The 18,935-nt window shown below is 63.2% G+C and carries 20 protein-coding genes and 1 pseudogene; 13 read left to right on the top strand and 8 right to left on the bottom strand.

Annotated features, from left to right (window positions below):
• Nucleotides 1-296: 296 nt before the first annotated feature.
• A pseudogene (locus E0E29_RS01710) lies at nucleotides 297-1,480 on the bottom strand (IS110 family RNA-guided transposase).
• A 252-nt stretch (nucleotides 1,481-1,732) separates the two neighbouring features.
• Here E0E29_RS01710 and E0E29_RS01705 point away from each other — a divergent pair.
• From E0E29_RS01705 to E0E29_RS01645, 13 genes are all read left to right on the top strand, one after another.
• Nucleotides 1,733-2,530: a DUF3298 and DUF4163 domain-containing protein gene (locus tag E0E29_RS01705; RefSeq protein ID WP_130848363.1), complete on the top strand. Its 798-nt coding sequence runs from the start codon at nucleotides 1,733-1,735 to the stop codon at nucleotides 2,528-2,530.
• A gap of 16 nt (nucleotides 2,531-2,546) precedes the next feature.
• Nucleotides 2,547-4,208 (top strand): 23S rRNA (uracil(1939)-C(5))-methyltransferase RlmD, encoded by a 1,662-nt coding sequence (gene rlmD, locus E0E29_RS01700; protein WP_242622335.1) that lies wholly within the window; start codon nucleotides 2,547-2,549, stop codon nucleotides 4,206-4,208.
• Nucleotides 4,209-4,327: 119 nt separating this feature from the next.
• Nucleotides 4,328-5,173 carry an AAA family ATPase gene (locus E0E29_RS01695; RefSeq protein ID WP_130848361.1) on the top strand — a complete coding sequence of 282 codons (846 nt, stop codon included), beginning with the start codon at nucleotides 4,328-4,330 and terminating at the stop codon, nucleotides 5,171-5,173.
• A gap of 171 nt (nucleotides 5,174-5,344) precedes the next feature.
• Nucleotides 5,345-5,731, top strand: a complete 387-nt coding sequence (locus tag E0E29_RS18545) for a hypothetical protein (RefSeq protein WP_242622334.1) — start codon at nucleotides 5,345-5,347, stop codon at nucleotides 5,729-5,731.
• Nucleotides 5,638-6,669, top strand: coding sequence for an MATE family efflux transporter (locus E0E29_RS01690; protein ID WP_242622333.1), 1,032 nt, complete (start codon nucleotides 5,638-5,640; stop codon nucleotides 6,667-6,669). Before E0E29_RS18545 ends, E0E29_RS01690 begins: the two co-directional genes overlap by 94 nt.
• 139 nt (nucleotides 6,670-6,808) lie before the next feature.
• Nucleotides 6,809-8,002 (top strand): cysteine desulfurase family protein, encoded by a 1,194-nt coding sequence (locus E0E29_RS01680; RefSeq protein ID WP_130848359.1) that lies wholly within the window; start codon nucleotides 6,809-6,811, stop codon nucleotides 8,000-8,002.
• A gap of 14 nt (nucleotides 8,003-8,016) precedes the next feature.
• Nucleotides 8,017-8,457, top strand: coding sequence for a Fe-S cluster assembly scaffold protein NifU (gene nifU, locus E0E29_RS01675; RefSeq protein WP_130848358.1), 441 nt, complete (start codon nucleotides 8,017-8,019; stop codon nucleotides 8,455-8,457).
• 173 nt (nucleotides 8,458-8,630) lie between these two features.
• Nucleotides 8,631-8,996, top strand: coding sequence for a DUF3783 domain-containing protein (locus tag E0E29_RS18960; RefSeq protein WP_130848357.1), 366 nt, complete (start codon nucleotides 8,631-8,633; stop codon nucleotides 8,994-8,996).
• A gap of 60 nt (nucleotides 8,997-9,056) precedes the next feature.
• Nucleotides 9,057-9,827: a threonine/serine exporter family protein gene (locus E0E29_RS01665; protein WP_242622332.1), complete on the top strand. Its 771-nt coding sequence runs from the start codon at nucleotides 9,057-9,059 to the stop codon at nucleotides 9,825-9,827.
• A complete protein-coding gene (locus E0E29_RS01660; protein ID WP_165449756.1) occupies nucleotides 9,827-10,285 on the top strand; it encodes a threonine/serine exporter family protein in 459 nt (152 codons plus the stop codon). The genes E0E29_RS01665 and E0E29_RS01660 overlap by 1 nt, the downstream gene beginning before the upstream one ends.
• Entirely contained in the window at nucleotides 10,282-10,989 is a 708-nt protein-coding gene (locus tag E0E29_RS01655) for a YjjG family noncanonical pyrimidine nucleotidase (protein WP_130848355.1), read from the top strand. Before E0E29_RS01660 ends, E0E29_RS01655 begins: the two co-directional genes overlap by 4 nt.
• Nucleotides 10,990-11,005: 16 nt before the next feature.
• A complete protein-coding gene (locus E0E29_RS01650) occupies nucleotides 11,006-11,986 on the top strand; it encodes a GDSL-type esterase/lipase family protein (protein ID WP_130848354.1) in 981 nt (326 codons plus the stop codon).
• Nucleotides 11,986-12,459 (top strand): DUF4358 domain-containing protein, encoded by a 474-nt coding sequence (locus E0E29_RS01645; protein ID WP_130848353.1) that lies wholly within the window; start codon nucleotides 11,986-11,988, stop codon nucleotides 12,457-12,459. Before E0E29_RS01650 ends, E0E29_RS01645 begins: the two co-directional genes overlap by 1 nt.
• A gap of 71 nt (nucleotides 12,460-12,530) precedes the next feature.
• Here the strand turns inward: E0E29_RS01645 and E0E29_RS01640 are convergent, their stop codons facing one another.
• The 7 genes from E0E29_RS01640 to E0E29_RS01610 are packed head-to-tail and all read right to left on the bottom strand — an operon-like array spanning nucleotide 12,531 to nucleotide 18,934.
• A complete protein-coding gene (locus E0E29_RS01640; RefSeq protein ID WP_130848352.1) occupies nucleotides 12,531-13,232 on the bottom strand; it encodes a V-type ATP synthase subunit D in 702 nt (233 codons plus the stop codon).
• Nucleotides 13,233-13,235: 3 nt separating this feature from the next.
• Entirely contained in the window at nucleotides 13,236-14,618 is a 1,383-nt protein-coding gene (locus tag E0E29_RS01635) for a V-type ATP synthase subunit B (RefSeq protein WP_130848351.1), read from the bottom strand.
• Nucleotides 14,615-16,393 (bottom strand): V-type ATP synthase subunit A, encoded by a 1,779-nt coding sequence (locus E0E29_RS01630; RefSeq protein ID WP_130848350.1) that lies wholly within the window; start codon nucleotides 16,391-16,393, stop codon nucleotides 14,615-14,617. The genes E0E29_RS01635 and E0E29_RS01630 overlap by 4 nt, the downstream gene beginning before the upstream one ends.
• A gap of 37 nt (nucleotides 16,394-16,430) precedes the next feature.
• Complete coding sequence (locus tag E0E29_RS01625; protein WP_130848349.1) at nucleotides 16,431-16,757, bottom strand: V-type ATP synthase subunit F; 327 nt, start codon at nucleotides 16,755-16,757, stop codon at nucleotides 16,431-16,433.
• On the bottom strand, nucleotides 16,750-17,751 hold the full coding sequence (locus E0E29_RS01620; RefSeq protein ID WP_130848348.1) for a V-type ATPase subunit: 1,002 nt from the start codon (nucleotides 17,749-17,751) through the stop codon (nucleotides 16,750-16,752). Before E0E29_RS01620 ends, E0E29_RS01625 begins: the two co-directional genes overlap by 8 nt.
• 33 nt (nucleotides 17,752-17,784) lie before the next feature.
• Nucleotides 17,785-18,402, bottom strand: coding sequence for a V-type ATP synthase subunit E (locus E0E29_RS01615; protein ID WP_130848347.1), 618 nt, complete (start codon nucleotides 18,400-18,402; stop codon nucleotides 17,785-17,787).
• A 43-nt stretch (nucleotides 18,403-18,445) separates the two neighbouring features.
• Complete coding sequence (locus tag E0E29_RS01610; RefSeq protein ID WP_130848346.1) at nucleotides 18,446-18,934, bottom strand: V-type ATP synthase subunit K; 489 nt, start codon at nucleotides 18,932-18,934, stop codon at nucleotides 18,446-18,448.
• Nucleotide 18,935: the final 1 nt, after the last annotated feature.

Here is an 18,935-nt window from a genome sequence, read left to right as displayed (position 1 = left end):
CTGGAATCAGTTTAGTATATCATACCCAGCCGGAAGAAAAAAGAGAAAATTGTGAACAAAATCCGCCGCCGTCTCCGGGACCATCCTGTGGGGACGGGCTTTTTCAAAATAAGGTAGCCGGGCGGTGGGGGGCTGTGGTACAATGTTGCAAAAGCCCGTCCGCCACGACACAGAAAGATTAACTATTAAGTGTCAACCCTAAAAATGAATGGATGTGGTAAAACGGCAGATGGTTCAAAAAGGGTATAGCAAAGCAGGAGCTCGTTAGAACCCCAGTGCTGGCTGTCAAGAGGAATTTACGTTGCCGAGCAGTACGGCTGCCTGGATTTCTCCATAGCAAAAATAAGCCGCACCAGCTTCTTGGCAGCGTGAGAAAGCGCAATGTTGTAATGTTTGCCCTCCGCCCGCTTTTTTGCAAGGTATGCAGCAAAGGTTGGGGCCCATAGGCAGACATACTTGGTGGCGTTGTAAAGCGCATAGCGCAGGTATCTGGAACCGCGCTTCTCCATATGGGATGGGGATAGCAGTTCTTAAGTTGCCTAGATTGGTAGGTAGACGGGGACATACCAGCATATGCCAACAGCTTGTCCGGGGAATCAAAGCGGGAAAAATCGCCTACTTCGGCAAGAATCATAGCACCCATCCGAGTGCCGATGCCAGGGATGGTGGTAATGGGCGAATGCATCTCGTTCATGATGCTTTGAATGGCTGCTTCAATATCTTCAATCTCAGCGTCCAGCTCTCGGATGAGCCGGATGGTGTGGCGAAGCTCCAGTGATTTTGCAGGCATTACTGCCCCAATAGATGCTCTGGCTGACTCGCGGATATCTATGGCCTTATCCCTGTTATAGCGGCCTTTGGATGCGTTGTGAAGGATGGCTTTCAAGTGTGTTAAGTTTGCCTCGGCAATTTGTTTTGCGCCGGGAAACTCGTCCAGCAGAGCGTATACGGAAGGCATATGCAACGTTGGCGTAAGCTTTTCCAATTCCGGGAATAGGATGCAGACAAGTCTTGAAACGGAACTTTTCAGCTTCGCCCGTTCTTTTACCTTGTCAAAACGGTATCTTGTCAATGACTTTAGCTCCTCGTTGTGGTAAACTGTGTCTGTGTAGGGCTTGAGGCCTGCATCGGACAAAAGCATAGCCGCAATCGTTCGCGCATCGACCCGGTCAGTCTTCGTCTTTCTGAGACGAAGGCTCTTTCTGTAAAGGTTTGTGCGCAAGGGGTTCAAGACATAGGTGGGTAGACCATTGTCAAGAAGAAACCCGAGAATGTTGTAGCTGTAATGCCCGGTTGCCTCAAGCCCTACTTTTATGTTGTCTTGAGACGAAGAGCAGTCCCGAATTCTTTGCAGCAGAATGGTAAAACCGTCCAGACTGTTTGGGATGGTGAACACATCCGAAAGGATTTCGCCTTCCGAGTTGAGGATAAAGCAGTCGTGCTTATCCTTTGAAACATCGATACCAACAGAAACTACCATAGCAAGAACCTCCAGCGGTTAGAATTATGATGCTGCATCCACAGTGCACCTTACTTTTGTAGCCTTGTTCCACATAAACCGTCCGGCGGTATTGAACTGATTAACAAAATTGTAAGGGGCTGTGGTTGGAACCTTTCTGAAACCATCTTGTGGTAGGAGAACCCAACCAATCCACAGCATCCCTTACAGTGTAGCACAGCCCTTGGAGAGGGGCTCTAATAACTACTACTCTATAATACAAGGAAGGTCCTTATGCGCGCCAGATCCCTGCTGCTCGCCTCCGCCCTGGTCCTCACCCTGGCTGCCTGCGCTCCGGCGGAGTCACAGGCCAGTCCCACCCCCACACCCGCCCTTGTAGAGTCTCCGGCACCGGAGGAGACGGCCCCCCTGGAGCTTGTGTGGACCGATCAGATCTTCGCGAAAGACTTTACCGTTGACGACGGCACGGTGGTCATGTCGGTGGAGTATGTTTTCCCCGACATCGAGAACGCCGGAGAAGTGCCCGCCTGGCAGAAGATCCAGGACTACTATGCCGCCGAGGGCATGGCCTACCTGAGCGACGCCACCGATTTGGCCGGCTATGCCGCCGGGGACTACGAGGTGGCCCAGACCATGGGGGAGGACTTCCTGCCCTACGGTGAGTCCATGAGCTACCGCATCGCCCTCCAGAACGAGTCTATGGTCAGCATCGTGCGCAGCTACTATTCCAATTCGGTCACCGGCGCCGCCCACCCCTCCAACTTCCAGTTCTCCGAGACCTTTGACCTCAGCACCGGGGAAAAGCTGACCCTGTGGGACTGCTTTACCGACTCCGATGCCGGCCGTACCCGGGTGCTGGACCTGCTGGAGCTGAAGGGCGCTGACGCCGGCTACGCCAGAGCGTCTCTGGAGTCCGAGCTCAACGACGCCTATTTCTATCTCAATGAAGAGGGCCTGGTGATCTACTACCAGCCCGACACCCTGGCCCCCTACGCCGCCGGCCTGCTGGAGTTCACCCTCCCCTGGGACGACCTCCAGGACCTGCTGGCCGTCTCGCCCATCCCATCTTAAAATGAGGTGTTCCCCCATGCCCAGGAAAAATGACATTCTGCCCCTGACCGTTGAGTCCATCGGACTCAACGGTGAAGGCATCGCCCATCTGGACGGCCAGGTGGTCTTTGTGTCCGGCGGCCTCCCCGGCGAGGTGTGCGACACCCTCATTTTAAAGGTGGGCCGTTCTGCCATCTGGGGCAAGGCGGTGGGGGTGAAGACACCCTCTCCGGACCGGGTCGCCCCCGACTGTCCCCAGTACCCCAGGTGCGGCGGCTGCCAGTTCCGGCACATGAGCTACCCCGCCGAGCTGGAGGCCAAGCGCCGCCGGGTGGAGGACGCCATCCGCCGTGTGGGCGGGCTGGACCTGCCAGTTTCTGTGATTTTAGGGGCGAAAAATACGGAGCGTTATCGAAATAAGGTGCAGCTGCCGGTGGCCGCCGGGAAGGATGGCCCCAAGATCGGCTTCTTCCGGGCTCGGAGCCACGATGTGGTGAACGTGGACGACTGCCTCCTCCAGCCGGAGACCGCCTCCGCCCTGGCCCACGCCGTGCGGCGGTGGATGGCGGACTACGCCGTCCCCGCCTACGACGAGCGGGCCCACGCCGGACTGGTACGCCACCTCTTCGTTCGCTTCTCCCGGACCCAGGCCCTGTGCTGTCTGGTGGTCAACGGGGAGAGGCTACCCCACGAGCAGGAGCTGGTAGAGGCCCTCCGTGCCGCCGCCCCGGAACTGGCGGGCGTGGTGCTGTCGGTGAACAAGGAGCGGACCAACGTGGTGCTGGGCAGGGAGCTGCGCACCCTGTGGGGCCGGGACTATCTGGAGGACACCCTCTGCGGCCTCACCTTCCGCATCTCGGTGCCCTCCTTCTACCAGGTGAACCGGGATCAGTGCGAGGTTCTCTACGGCAAGGCGGTGGAGCTGGCCGGGCTCACCGGCACCGAGACGGTGGTGGACCTCTACTGCGGCATAGGCACTATCTCCCTGGCCATGGCCTGCCACGCAGGGCGGGTCATCGGGGCGGAGATCGTTCCCTCCGCCGTGGCCGACGCCCAGGCCAACGCCCAGCGCAACGGCATCACCAACGCCGAGTTCTTCTGCGGTGATGCCGCCGATACCGCCGCCCGGCTGGCCGCCGAGGGCCTGCGGCCGGACGTCATCTGCGTGGACCCGCCCCGGAAGGGCCTGGCGCCGGAGGTGGTGGCCTCCATCGCCCAGATGGCCCCCCAGCGGGTGGTCTACGTCTCCTGCGACCCGGCCACCCTGGCCCGGGATCTGGCCCGCTTTGCGGAGCTGGACTATGTCGCCCGGACCGCCGTGGCGGTGGACATGTTCCCCCGCACCGCACACGTGGAGACGGTAGTTCTTTTATCCCACAAAAAAGCCGACAGTTATATCCACATTGATGTGGAGTTTGGAGAGGGCGAGGGCAAGATTCCGGTAGATAGTATTGCTAAAAGAGCCGAAGCGTACAAGCCCAAAGAAAAAGTGACCTACAAAATGATTAAGGAGTACATAGAAGCGAAATACGGCTTCAAAGTACATACCGCATATATCGCAGAGGTAAAGAGAGATTTAGGCTTGCCAATGTATGATGCTCCTAATGCGGTAGAAGAATTGAAACAGCCGAGGAAGCATCCGACACCAGAAAAGGTAGAAGCAATCAAAGATGCACTTCGGTATTTTGCAGTGATATAAAACTTTACTTACAATCGAATATTTCTTACATAGCCGTTTATTCATTTATTTGAGTAAGCGGCTTTTTTCATCCCTATTTTTCGGAATAGGGATATTTTTTGTAGAAGGAGGAGGTTTATTTGAATACACAAATCATCGCCATCGCCAACCAAAAAGGCGGCGTTGGCAAAACAACAACCTGTGCGAACTTGGGAATAGGTCTGGCACAGGCCGGAAAGAAAGTGCTTCTGATCGACGGGGACCCGCAAGGAAGCCTGACAATCAGCTTGGGAAATCCGCAACCAGACAAGCTGCCATTTACACTGTCGGATGCAATGGGCAAGATTCTGATGGATCAGCCTACACCCGTTGGACCTGCTGGTGGGAATCTGCTTCGGCGGTGGGCTTCGGCTGGCGGTATATCTGAAAAGCAAAAATGCGAAGAAATACCGCCACGGCATGGAGTATGGTTCCGCCCGCTGGGGAACACACGAGGACATCACCCCTTATGTACCCTGACGGGGCTTTTCAACCGGAACAAATTCAATCAGGTGGTAGACGTGCAGCGGGAGAGCGGACCGCTGGGGATCGCCTGCTTTGACCTCAATGGTCTTAAGGAGACCAACGACCGTATGGGTCACAGCGCCGGTGACGAGCTGCTTTGCAAAGTGGCCGGGGAGCTGCGGAAGGTGTTTGTGGATAAAGCCTACCGCATCGGCGGCGACGAGTTCGTGGTGGTGGACGACACTTTGGAGGAGACGGCCTTTCAGAATGCCGTCCGTGCTGCGGAAGAGGGCATGGCCGCGGTGGGGATCTGCTGCTCGGTGGGCGCCTCCTGGCGGGCTGGTCCCGTCTGCGTCCGGGAGCAGCTGGACGAGGCCGACCGCAGGATGTATGAGGCGAAGCGCCGCTATTACAGCGTCCAGGCCCACGACCGGCGCAACCGCCCCAGGGAACCCCGGCAGCAGGAAGGTCCCGCCACTTGACTTTCCACAGGGCCTGTGGTACACTCACACTGCAAATTTAACACGAGCATGGGTATTCGTCATCGGATGAGTACTGTTGAGGTGCTTGAACGCATTCCGTAGATCTTAGAAGGAATGCGTTCAGGCACCTTTTTTGTTTTCATCCGGCAGCCATGCGGTCAGGAGGCAGCCATGGGCATGAGAAAAAATGAATTCGGAAAATACGTTTCCCTGAGCATCCTGGGGATGCTGGGCTCCTCAGGAACCATCCTGGCGGATACCTTCTTTGTGTCCAACCGGCTGGGGGCCGATGGCCTGGCCGCCCTCAACCTCTCCATCGCCGTGTTCGGACTCATCAATGGCCTGGGCATGCTGTTCGGCATCGGCGGCGCCACCCGCTACACCATCTTCCGCTCCCAGAGGGACGGGGCGGGAGCCGACCGGGTCTTTACCGCTGCCCTCCTCAGCGCCCTGGCCGCCGGACTGTGCTTCCTCTGCGCGGCCTCTTCTGGCCGGAGTCCATCGCCCGGGCGCTGGGGGCGGAAGGTCACCTTCTCCCTCTGTGTACCGCCTATCTGAAGACCGTCCTCTGCTTTGCGCCCTGCTTCATCCTCAACCACCTCCTTATGGCCTTCCTCCGCAACGACGGCAACCCCAGGCTGGCCATGTGCGACATGCTGGCGGGGAGCCTGGCCAACATCGCCCTGGACTACCTCTTCGTCTACCCCCTGGACATGGGGCTCTTCGGCGCCGCCCTGGCCACCGGTCTCGCCCCTGTCATCGGCCTGGCCGTCTCCTCTCTCCACATTGTCACCGGCAGGGCCCGGTTCCATCTGACCAGAGACGGTCTCAGGCTCCGGGAGTTGGGACGGAATGTCGGTCCCGGTCTCTCCGCCTGCGTCAACGAATGCTCCTCCGGCATGGTACTGATGGTCTTCAACCTGCTGCTCCTGCAGACCGCCGGCAGCACCGGCGTGGCCGCCTACGGCATCGTGGCCAACCTGGCCCTGGTGGTGCTCTCCGTCTTTACAGGCATGTCCCAGGGCATCCAGCCCCTGCTCAGCCGGGCCTATGGGCGGGGGGACCGGAAGGAGACGGCTGCCCTCCTGCGGAAGGGACTGGTCCTCTCCGGCGGGGTGGGGCTGGCCGTTCTGACCACCGCTCTGCTGGCCGCCCCCACCCTGGTCTCCTGGTTCAACAGCGAGGGCGATCCCCTGCTCCAGAGCCTGGCGGAAGAGGGCCTGCGGCTCTATTTTGTGGGCTTCCTCTGCGTGGGCTATAACTACCTGACGGCGGCCTTCCTCAGCGCCACCGAGCGGGCCGGAGCGGCCTGCGCTCTCTCTACCTTCCGGGGCTGCATGGGCGTTATCCTCATTGCCTGCTTCTTCGCCTGGTGCTTCGGCGTCACCGGGATCTGGCTGGCTTTCCCCGTGGTGGAGCTGGCCACCGCCCTGCTGGGGCGATTGGTGCAGCGCCGCCGCCGCACGGCGGAGGTCCCGGAGGGCCTCTGCGCCTGAATTGTAAAAACCACAAAAACCTATTGACATACTAGGAAATAGGTGCTAGGATAATGCATAGGAAAACACCAGGAATTAAAGAGGGCCACCTCTTCTGCATCGTCCGCCCCCCTTTGGGCGGGGAAAGGAAGCGAATACCATGCGTCACATCTATGCCGATAACGCCGCCACCACCAAGATGAGTCAGGCGGCCATCCGGGGCATGCTGCCCTATCTGGACGGCATTTACGGAAATCCATCCAGCCTCCACAGCACCGGACAGACGGCCAAGGAGGCCCTGGAGTCGGCCCGGGCCGTCATGGCCAAGGGGCTGGGCTGCGATCCCCGGGAGATCACCTTCACCTCCGGCGGCAGCGAGGCCGACAACCAGGCCATTCGCACCGCCGCCTGGCTGGGGGCGAAGAAGGGGAAGAAGCACATCGTCTCCACCGCCTTTGAGCACCACGCCGTCCTCCACACCCTGGAGGCCTTAGAGAAGGAGGGCTTTGAGGTCACCCTGCTGGACGTCCACGGGGACGGCCGCATCACGGCGGAGGAGGTGGCGGCGGCCATCCGCCCCGACACCTGCCTGGTGACGGTGATGTACGCCAACAACGAGGTGGGCACCGTGGAGCCCATCGCTCAGATCGGGGCGGCCTGCCGGGAGAAGGGGGTCCTCTTCCACACCGACGCCGTCCAGGCGGCGGGGCACTTGGCCATCGACGTGGAGAAGGACCACATCGACCTGCTCTCCCTCTCCGCCCACAAGTTCCACGGCCCCAAGGGGGTGGGTGTCCTCTACGCCCGGAAGGGTATCCCCCTCCAGAACCTCATCTACGGCGGCGCCCAGGAGCGGGGCAAGCGGGCGGGCACCGAGAATCTGCCCGCCATCATGGGTATGGCGGCGGCCTTCGAGGAGGCCCTGGTCAATATGGACCAGCGGGCCGCTCACGTGGCCGCTCTCCGGGACCGGCTGATTGACGGCCTGGGGCAGATCCCCCACAGCCTCCTCAACGGCCACCGGACGGAGCGCCTTCCCGGCAACGTGAGCTTCTGCTTCGAGGGCATCGAGGGCGAATCCCTCCTGCTGCTGCTGGACGACAAGGGGGTGGAGGCCTCCTCCGGTTCCGCCTGTACCTCCGGCTCCCTGGACCCCAGCCACGTGCTGCTGGCCCTGGGCCGGCCCCACGAGATCGCCCACGGCTCCCTGCGGCTCACCCTCTCCCACGAGACTACCGTGGAAGAGGTGGACTACATGATCGACGCGGTCACCCAGGTGGTGGCCTACCTCCGGAGTATCTCCCCGGTGTGGCGGGACCTCCAGAGCGGAAAACAGAATTTTGTCATCCAGTAAGAGAGGTGTAAGATATGGCACTTTATAGTGAGACCGTCATGGACCACTTCCGTAATCCCCGGAACGTGGGCGTTATCGAGGACGCCGACGGCGTGGGCGAGGTGGGCAACGCCAAGTGCGGCGACATCATGAAGATCTACCTGAAGATCAAGAACGACGTCATCGCGGACGTGAAGTTTGAGACCTTCGGCTGCGGCTCGGCCATCGCCTCCAGCTCCATGGCTACCGAGATGATCAAGGGCAAGCCCCTCAGCGAGGCCCTGACCCTCACCAATAAGGCGGTGGCCCAGGCTCTGGACGGCCTGCCCGCCCACAAGCTCCACTGCTCCGTGCTGGCCGAGGAGGCCATCAAGAAGGCCATCCAGGACTACTATGAAAAGACCGGCGCAGACTACGACAAGAGCATCTTTCCCGCCTGTGACAGCTGCGACCACGGCTGCTGTCACGGCCACTGAACATCGCTTCACGCAAGCCACGGGTCCTGTTCCCCAAAAAGGGGACGGGCCCGTGGTTTTTTGCATGGAAAGGGGGAAAATCACTGGTGACAACGCGCCCCGATATCTGCTATACTGAAAAGAAGCGACAGTGCCCCGTCCCGTGGGGACGGGAGAAAAAAGGAGGGCGGATCATGGCCGCTGTTTTGTACTATGAACCCCTTGTGATGATGGGCCCCGGAGCCATCGCCCGGGTGTGCGGCCGGTTCGGCCTGACGGTGATCCCGGTGCCCCGGGACCGGGTGGGCCAGACCGTGGGCTTTCTGGCGGGCTACCAGGGCTTCCCGGAGCGGCCGGAAAAGGAAACGCCGCCGGAGGACCGGGTGCTGGTATTCTGCGAGGTGGACCGGGAGACCCTGGACCAGGTGCTGGAGGCATTGAAGGCCGAGGGCGCTCCCACCTCCCTGAAGGCCATCCTCACCGGCACCAACGCCGGTTGGCCCTTTGCCCGCCTGGCCCGGGAGCTCTCGGCGGAACACCGGGCCATGGGCGGACGCTGAAAACTTTTTGACATGCTGCGCCGTCTGAGAGACATGGGCGGCAGAGAGGAGCCGACGGCCTTGGATTATGATAAACTGCTGACCCTGAGCAGCGATCTGGGCTACCACCTCCTGCTCAGCGGCGCGGAGATCTATCGGGTGGAGGAGTCGGTGCAGTACCTGCTCACCGCCTACGGGGTGGAGACCGGGGAGGTCTTCGTCATCCCCAACTGTGTCATCGTCAGCCTGACGGCACCGGGCCAGAAGCCCATCACCCGGGTGCGCCGGGTGCCCGGACATGGCACCGACATCAGCCGGATGGAGGCCCTCAACGATCTGTGCAGGCGGCTGTGCGCCTGCCCGCCCGATCTGGACCAGGCGGCGGGGGAGCTGGACTGCGTGGTGCAGGAGGTCCGCCATACGCCCATGGCAGTGGAGCTGGCGGCCTATGTCCTTCTCACCTCGGCCTTCTGCCTTCTCTTCGGCGGCACAGCCCGGGATGCCTTCTGCGGCGGCATCTGCGGCCTGGCGGTGGGGCTGGTGGTCCCCTTCCTCACCCGGCTGGGCACCAACCTCTTCTTCAAGGCCATGGTGGGCGGCTTTTTCTGCGGCCTGCTGGCCGCCGGCCTCACCAGCCTGGGGGTGGGGGAGCACATCGACCTCATCATCACCGGCGCTATCATGGCCCAGGCGCCCGGTCTGGTCATCACCAACTTTATGCGGGACATCATGGCCGGGGATATGATGTCCGGCCTGGTGAAGCTGGCCGAGGCCCTGCTCACCGGCGCCGGCATTGCTCTGGGCACCGGTGTGGCCCTGAGCCTGGTGAGCGCTGTATGGGGGGTGCTGTGATGGAGCTGTTTCTGCCCTGCCTCTACGCCTTTCTGGCCTGCCTGGGCTTTTGTGTCCTCTTCCGCATCAACGGTCTGGGGGCGGTGCTCTGCTCCCTGGGCGGCGCACTGGCCTGGCTGGTCTACCTCCTCACCGGGCCCATCATGGGGAACAACGATGTCATCCAGTATTTCTGGGCGGCGGTCTTTCTCTCGGCCTACGCTGATGTCATGGCCCGGGTACGTAAGTGCCCCGCCACAGGCTATCTGCTCATCGCCTTCATCCCCCTGGTGCCCGGCGCCGGCATCTACAATATGATGGACGCCGCCCTCCGGGGCAACACCCAGGACTTCCTCAACACCGGGCTCCACACCCTGAGCATCGCCGGGTCCCTGGCGGTGGGAGTACTGGTGGTGTCCTCCCTGGTGCGGATGTACAGCATGCTCCGGCGGCGGATGGAAAGGGGAGAGAAGCCTTGAGACGCTATGACATCGTCCTGTTGGACGCCGACAACACCCTGTTTGACTTCAACGCCGCCGAGGCCCAGGCCCTGGACGCCGTGCTGGCGGAGTTCGGCTGGCCTCGTGACGAGGGGACCAAACAGACCTATTTGGAGATCAACCACGCTCTGTGGTCGGCCTTCGACCGGGGGGAGGCGGAGGAGGGCTTCCTCACGGTGGAGCGGTTCCGCCTGCTGGGGGAGCGCCTGGGCCGGTCCGCCGACCCGGCGGAGATGAACCGCCGGTACCTGGACCACCTGGGGGAGTGCTCACTGCTCCTACCGGGGGCGGAGGCGCTGTGCCGGACCCTGCGGGCCGCGGGCTGCCACCTGGCCCTGGCCACCAACGGAGTGGCCCGTGTGCAGTACGCCCGGCTGGCGGGCTCCCCACTGAAACTTTATCTGGAGCGGCTCTTCATCTCGGGGGAGATGGGGACCCGAAAGCCGGAGCCGGCCTTTTTCCGCGCCGCCCTCTCCGCCATGGGGGCGGAGGACATGAACCGCTGCGTCATGGTGGGGGATGGACTGGGCTCCGATGTGAAGGGGGCTCTGTCCGTCGGCCTGGACGTCATCTGGTTCGCCCCCGGCGGCGGCATCGCCCCGGCGGAGCTGAAGCCCACCCATACCGCCCGCTCCCTGGAGGAGATCGGGTCCATCATCTGTCCGACACCTCGGAATACATAGAGAGGAGATCCTAGGCATGCAGAAAACTGCGGGGGCGCCCGGCGCTCCCGAACCCAAAAAGCGAGACCGGGAGGTAGGCCACCGGAGGCGGCTGATTCTGAGTGCCCTGCTGGCCTGTGCCGTCCTCATTGGAGCGGTGTCCCTGGGGGCGCTGGCCCAGCAGCCCGCCACGACGGCGGAGTCGGCACCACCGCCAGCCGGGACCCGTGCGGTGTCGCCGCCGGAGGCATCTGGACCGGCCACCGGGGAGACGGCCGCCGCCGTCCTGCCGGAGCCAACGCCAACGCCTACGCCGGTCCCTGCCTTTGACTTCACCCAGCCCGCGCCTGAGACGGCGGCGGTGGAAGATGACTGGTTCTCCGACGCCGTCTTCATCGGGGACTCCCGCACCGATGGCCTGCGGCTTTACAGCGGTATCCGGGGGGCGGACTTCCTGGCCTATAAATCCCTCATGATCTTCCACGTGGTGGGCAACGACAAGGTGGACCAGCGGGCGGTGCCCCTCAACGGCGTGGGGGACAAGAAGTTGGTGCTGGACTGGCTGGACGAGAAGCAGTACGCCAAGGTCTACCTCATGTTCGGCGTCAACGAGCTGGGATACGGGGACGACGGCGCCTTCACCGACGCCTTTTCCCGGACGGTGGACGAGATCCGTGTCCGTCAGCCGGAGGCGGTGCTCTATATCCAGTCCCTGGTACCCATCGAGCCGGAGAAGGCCCACGCCACCAACCCGGCCTCCTGGCTCAACAACGACAATGTGGTCCGGTATAATGAGCTCCTCCGGCAGGTGTGCGCTGACAAGGGCGTGGTCTATGTGGATGTGGCCTCCGCCCTGGTGAACGACGCCGGGAACCTGCCCCCGGAGGGGACCACCGACGGCATCCACTTCACCCGGAGCTGGTATGAGAAGTGGTACGCCTACTTAAAGATCCACACCGTGGACCCGGCGGAGTACGCCGCGGGCCAGCCGGTGGCGGAGACAGAGGAGATGTCCTGATGAAAAAGCTGACCATTCTTCTGGCGGCCCTGGCCCTGGTGGCTCTGGCCGCCTGCGGCGGGAAGGCCCCCGAAGCGGCGGGCTACGACCCCGAGACTACCGCCAAGGCCCTGCTGGACTCCGGAGCCTTTACCCAGGCGCTCTCCCAGTTGGACGCCGACATGGTGCCGGCCTACCTGGGGCTGGAGGACGAGCCCACGGCGGCAGTGGTCTACACCTCCCTGGAGGGGGGCTATGAGGAGCTGGCCATCCTGACCATGGCCGACGAGGAGGCCGCCGCCGCGGCCAAGACGGCGGTGGAGGCCCACGTCACCGCCCAGACCGAGACCGAGACCGAGGTCCAGTACAAGCCCGAGGACCTGCCCAAGCTGAAGGACGCCGTGGTCCGCCAGGCGGGCAACACCGTGGTGCTGGTGGTGGCCGCCGACTACGACGCTGTCAGCGCCGTTCTGGACGGCGGCAGCGCGGAGTAAGGAAAAAGACCATAAAAAATACCCTGCCGGTATCGGCAGGGTATTTTTTATGCTCGGATGTGGAAAGAGCCTTACAGCTCCTCTTCCTCCCGGAAGGACTTCATGGCCTCCTGGTCGGCTTCCCGCTTCTCCTCGATGGCCTCCTTCAGCAGCATATCCTTCACCTTCATGAGGCGGATGGTGTTGGAGCGCTCGTTCTCATCCAGCTTCATGGAGATATACTTGATGGATTCCTGCATCTGGGGGATCTTGACGTACTCCAGGGCGTTGACGCGCCGGCGGGTCTTCTCGATCTCCTCGGCCAGAAGCTGGGAGGTCTTTTCCATCTCGGCCAGGCGCAGCATGTCCTGAAAGACGCCGGAGAGGGCGTCCACCGCGTCATCTAGGGCGCCGGAGGTGGCGGCAAAGCCGTAGGGGTACACGTCACCGGCGTCGGCGGTGCGGGTCTTGAAGTGGTACTGGGGCACGTTCACGGACATGATGTTCTGGAAGTCCATGGTGAGCTCCACAGACTGCTTGGGGTACATGAGGGACTGCTTGAGCATCTCGGTGGACATGAGGGCGCTGGCCACGGTAAAGGAGCCGTGGGCCGCCATGAGGGCGTCCTCCACCTTCTTCCGGAGGGCACGGTTCTCCCGCACCACGTCCAGGAACTGCTTCATCAGCTCATCACGCTTGTCCTTGAGCAGCTTGTGGCCCCGGATGGAGGTCTTGAGCCGGGTCTTGAGCCGGGTCAGCTCCTGCCGGGTGGGGTTCACATTGATGGCGGGCATACCTTATCCCTCCTTTTTCGGGAGGTATTTCTCGATATACTCCGGCTTGATGCGCTTGAGCTCCGACTTGGGCAGGATGCTCAGCAGCTCCCAGCCCAGGTCCAGGGTCTCGAAGATGGAGCGGTTCTCCTCGCTGCCCTGGGAGACGTAGCGCTTTTCAAACTCGTCGGCGAACTTGGCGTACAGCAGGTCGGTGGGGGAGAGGGCGGCCTCGCCCAGGATGCTCATGAGCTCCTTGTTCTCCTTACCGGTGGCGTAGGCGGCGAAGAGCTGGTTCATGGTGCCGGCGTGGTCCTCCCGGGTCTTGCCCACGCCGATGCCCTTATCCTTCAGACGGCTCAGGGAGGGCAGCACGTCCACAGGGGGATTGACGCCCTTCCGGTAGAGCTCACGTGAGAGGATGATCTGCCCCTCGGTGATGTAGCCGGTGAGGTCGGGGATGGGGTGGGTCTTGTCGTCCTCGGGCATGGTGAGGATGGGGATCATGGTGATGGAGCCGGGGCAGCCCAGACGGCGGCCGGCCCGCTCGTACATGGTGGCCAGGTCGGTGTAGAGGTAGCCGGGGTAGCCGCGGCGGCCCGGGACCTCCTTCTTGGCCGCCGACACCTCACGGAGGGCCTCGGCGTAGTTGGTGATGTCGGTGAGGATGACCAGCACGTGCATGCCCTTCTCGAAGGCCAGGTACTCGGCGGCGGTGAGGGCCATACGGGGGGTGGCGATACGCTCGACGGCGGGGTCGTTGGCCAGGTTGGTGAAGAGGACGGTGCGGTCGATGGCGCCGGTGCGGCGGAAGTCCTGGATGAAGAAGTCGGACTCCTCGAAGGTGATGCCGATGGCGGCGAAGACCACGGCGAAGTTGCCGGCGTCGTCGCCCAGCACACGGGCCTGACGGGCGATCTGGGCGGCCAGGTTGGCGTGGGGCAGACCGGAGCCGGAGAAGATGGGCAGCTTCTGACCACGGACCAGGGTGTTCAGGCCGTCGATGGTGGAGATGCCCGTCTGAATAAACTCGTTGGGGTAGTCACGGGCGGCGGGGTTCATGGCCAGGCCGTTGATGTCCCGGAACTCCTCGGCCAGGATGTCGGGGCCGCCGTCGATGGGCCGGCCCATGCCGTTGAAGACGCGGCCCAGCATGTCGCCGGAGACGCCCAGCTGGAGGGGGTGGCCCAGGAAACGGATCTTGGACTCCTTCAGGTTGATGCCGGCGGAGGGCTCGAAGAGCTGGACCACGGCGTTGTCGCCGTTGACCTCCAGCACCTTGCAGTGACGCAGGTCACCGTTGGGCAGCTCGATCTCGCCCAGCTCGTCGTAGGTGACCCCCTGGACCTGCTTGACCAGCATCAGAGGGCCGTTGATCTCCTGGATGGTACGATATTCACGGATCATGCGTCTTCACCTCCCTTGGCCGCCACGGCGTCAATCTCCTGGGCCATCTCCTTGGCCATGTCGGCGTAGACGGCGGCGTACTCGCTGTCGGGGACGGTCTTGGCCCGGCCCATCTTCTCCCGGAAGGGGATGGCGAAGAGCTCGGTGATGTTGGCGCCCTTGGCGATGGCGGCGCGGCAGCGCTGGTCGTATTCCAGGATCATGCCCAGCATCTTGTCCTGGCGGTCGTAGTTGGAGTACCAGTCCACCTCCAGGAAGCCGTTCTGCTGGAGGAAGTCCTCACGGAGCATCTTGGCGGTCTCCAGAGTGAGCTGGTCGCCGGCGGACAGGGAGTCCTTACCGACCAGCTGGACGATCTCGTTGAGGCTGGCCTCCTCCTGGAGGATGGACATGGACTTGTCGCGGTTCATCATGAACTGCTTGCCCAGGTGCTCATCGTACCAGGGCTTCAGGGAGTCCAGGTACAGGGAGTAGGAGTTGAGCCAGTTGATGGCAGGGAAGTGGCGGCGGTAGGCCAGGGAGGAGTCCAGGGCCCAGAACACCTTGACGATGCGCATGGTGGCCTGGGAGACGGGCTCGGAGAGGTCGCCGCCCGGAGGGGACACGGCGCCCACGGCGGTCAGGGAGCCGCGGCGGTCGCCCTGGGAGGTGATGCACTCCACGGAGCCGGCGCGCTCGTAGAACTGGGCCAGACGGGAGGCCAGGTAGGCGGGGTAGCCCTCCTCGCCGGGCATCTCTTCCAGACGGCCGGACATCTCACGCAGGGCCTCGGCCCAGCGGGAGGTGGAGTCGGCGATGACGGCTACGTCGTAGCCCATGTCGCGGAAGTACTCGGCGATGGTGATGCCGGTGTAGATGGAGGCCTCACGGGCGGCCACGGGCATATCGGAGGTGTTGGCGATGAGGACGGTCCGCTTCATCAGGGACTCGCCGGTACGGGGGTCCACCAGCTCGGGGAACTCCCGGAGCACATCGGTCATCTCGTTGCCGCGCTCGCCGCAACCGATGTAGATGACGATGTCCACGTCGGACCACTTGGCCAGCTGGTGCTGCATGACGGTCTTGCCGGAGCCGAAGGGACCGGGGATGGCGGCGGTGCCGCCCTTGGCCACGGGGAAGAGGGCGTCCACGATGCGCTGGCCGGAGAGCAAGGGGGTCTTGGGGGGATACTTGTGCTTGTAGGGCCGGCCCACACGGACGGGCCACTTCTGCACCATGGTGAGGTCATGCTTCTCCCCCCTGTCGTCCACCAGCACGGCCACGGTGTCCAGCACCGTGAAGGAGCCGGACTGGATGGACTCGATGGTGCCGCTCATTCTGGGGGGGATCATGATCTTATGGAGGACGGAGGGGGTCTCCTGGACGGTGCCGATGACGTCGCCGCCGGTGACCTTGTCGCCGGGCTTGGCGGTGGCCACGAAGTCCCACTTCTTCTCACGGTCCAGGGCGGGCACCTCGATGCCGCGGGTGATGGTGGAGCCGGCGATCTTCATGATGCCCTCCAGGGGGCGCTGGATGCCGTCGTAGATGTTTTCGATGAGGCCGGGGCCCAGCTCCACGGACAGGGGAGAGCCGGTAGTCTCCACCGCCGCGCCGGGACCCAGGCCGGAGGTCTCCTCGTAGACCTGGATGGAGGCGGAGTCGCCGTTCATGGTGAGGATCTCACCGATGAGGCGCTGCTCGCCCACGCGGACCACGTCGGCCATGTTGGCGTCCGAAAGTCCGGTGGCCACCACCAGCGGTCCGGAGACTTTGACAATCTTTCCGCTGCTCAAATATTTCGACCTTCTTTCGGGTGAATTCAATGATGGCTTACCCGCCGAGGATGTCCGCTCCCACGGCCCGCTCCACGGACTTTTTCACGTTGGCCATGCCGATGCCCAGGGAGCCGGACTTGCCGGGGATGAGGATGATGGCGGGGGTGAGGGCGTCCTTGTAGCGGGAGATCTCGTGCTCCAGCCCGGCGGCCAGCTCCTCGGTGAGGTAGATGATGGCGGTGTTCTCCTTGGCCAGGCGGTGGAGGATCTCACGGGCGGCCTCCACCGTCTCGGCAGGGTAGACGTCCAGCCCAAGGGCCTTGAAGCCCAGCACGCTGTCCTGGTCCCCCAGCACGGCAATGCGGTAGTTCTCGTTAGACATAGCTCTCACGCAGCCTTTCCCGGATGGTCTCGGCGTCCAGACCGGCCAGACGGCCGGTGAGGATGATCCGGATGGTGGTCAGCTCATTCTCCTTGGCGTAGAGGTAGCCGATGAGGGGGTGCTCCCCGAAGGCCACCCGCTTGCCCTGGGAGAGGTAGGCGGTGAGGGCGTTGTCGCACAGCCGCTCAAACTGGGTGAGGCTGCCGCCGCGCATGGCCTCGGCGCCCTCCTGGGCCGCCGCAGTGAGGTAGGTGTGGGCAAAGACCCCCGCCAGATCGGCGGCGCCGGCGCCGGCGGCCAGAAGGCTGTCGGCCTTTACGTTGCCCTCGGGCAGCAGCACCCGGCGCAAAAAGTCGGGGCCCTTGCCCATGCGGGCGGCCCGGACCACCGAGCGCAGGTTCACGCTGTCGATGGACAGCCGCACATACCCCTCCAGGAAGGGGCTGCGGGCGGCCTTGGCGGCGGCGAGCATCTCGGTGTAATAGGCCCGGTCCAGCAAAAGGTCGGCGGCCTGGGGGTCGCCGCTGGAGGCCAGCAGCTCCTTGGCCTGGGCTACCGCCTGGGCGAAGGTGGCGCTGTACCGGCTCAGGTCGCCCTGGAGGTAATCCTCCTTGAGACGCCCGGCGGGATAGCGCCCGGCGTCCAGCAGCAGTTCGTCGGGGGACTGGCCGGTGGCCTCGGCCTTCAGGAGGACCTTGGCGTTGTGATAGTCGTATTTGATGCAGAACACGTCCACGATGGCCGGATCGGGGGCGGCGCGGCGCAGCTCGGCGAAGAGCGAGAGCCGGGCCGCATCCAGGGTGTGCTCGATGGCGGCGGGGGTGAGGGACGGGAAGTCCCCGTAGCCGCACTCAGCGAGCACCTTGGACGCCTCCTCCGCACTGCGGGCGGAGAGCATCCGCTCCATCCGCTCCCGGGTCAGGAGCTTGTTCTCCATGGCGTGGATGCGGGCGGAGATATAGAGGTAGTCGTATTCCTTCAGTTTCTTGGCCACGTTACACCCTCCTTTCCATGTGGCGTTGGGCCGTCATGCGAACAGGGCCCTGGCCACCTCGGCGGAGAGGGCGTCCCGCTGGAGGTGGATGAGCACCTCAAAGGAGCAGTTGGTCTCCACCCGGCCGTCCCGGAGGATGAGGCCGCCGGCCATGGGCCGGGCCTCCTCGGCCAGGGTGAGCATGCCGGCGCTCTCGGCGGCCCGGGGGCCGGCCTTCTTGGCCAGCATCTCGTTGGCCATGGTCACGGCCTGCTTGCCGTAGCGGGAGCGGTCCTTCTGGGAGAAGATGACCTGCTCACGCCCGGTGCGGGAGGCGGCCACGGCCAGCTTGGCCAACAGGGCGATGTACTCCTGGTCGGGGAGCGCCAGCAGCTTCTTCAGGGCCAGGTCGAAGGCCTGACCCACCATGTCCTGCTTGGCGGCCAGGAGGGTCTTCCGAGCCTCCAGCTTGGCCACGTCCACCAGCCGCTCCTGACGGAGGGCGGCGTCCTGCTCGCCCTTGCGGCGGATGGACTCCGCCTGAGCCTCCGCCTGGGAGGCATACCGGGCCTCGATCTCCTGGGCCTGGGCGCGGGCCTGGTCCAGGGCGGCGTCGATCTCCTTCTGGACGTCGGCGTCGATCTGACCGGTGATTTTTTCGATTCCGTTCATAGGTTACCGCCTTTCCTTCCTGTCTTGTTGCGGAGGAGCACCCTTACAGGGCGTTCATCAGCAGCAGCACGGAGGCCAGCAGAGACAGGATGGCGTAGAACTCAACGATACCGCAGAGGATGATGCCCTTGGCCCAGTCGTCGGGCTTCTTGGCAACCACGTTGATGGCGGAGGCGGCCACGCGGCCCTGATAGATGGCGGACAGCCAGCCGCCGATGGCCATGGGGATACAGGAGACGAAGATGGTCAGGCCGTTGGTGACGGAGAGGTCAACAATGCCGCCGGAGAAGGCGCCCATGGTGAAGAGGGCGAAGAACCAGATGACCAGGCCGTACAGACCCTGGGTGCCGGGGAGGACCTGAAGGATCAGGCACTTGGAGAAGTGCTCGGGGTTCTCACTCAGAAGGCCGGTGGCAGCCTCGCCCACCATGCCGGTGCCCTTGGCGGAGCCCACGCAGCACAGGCCCACCGCCAGCGCGGCGCCCAGAAAAGCCAGACCGATACCGCCGAATTGAGCAATGAAGTCAGCCATG

Source organism: Intestinimonas timonensis (assembly GCF_900626145.1).
Classification (GTDB): Bacteria; Bacillota; Clostridia; order Oscillospirales; family Oscillospiraceae; genus Intestinimonas; species Intestinimonas aquisgranensis.
This window is presented reverse-complemented; position numbering and strand designations above follow the sequence as displayed.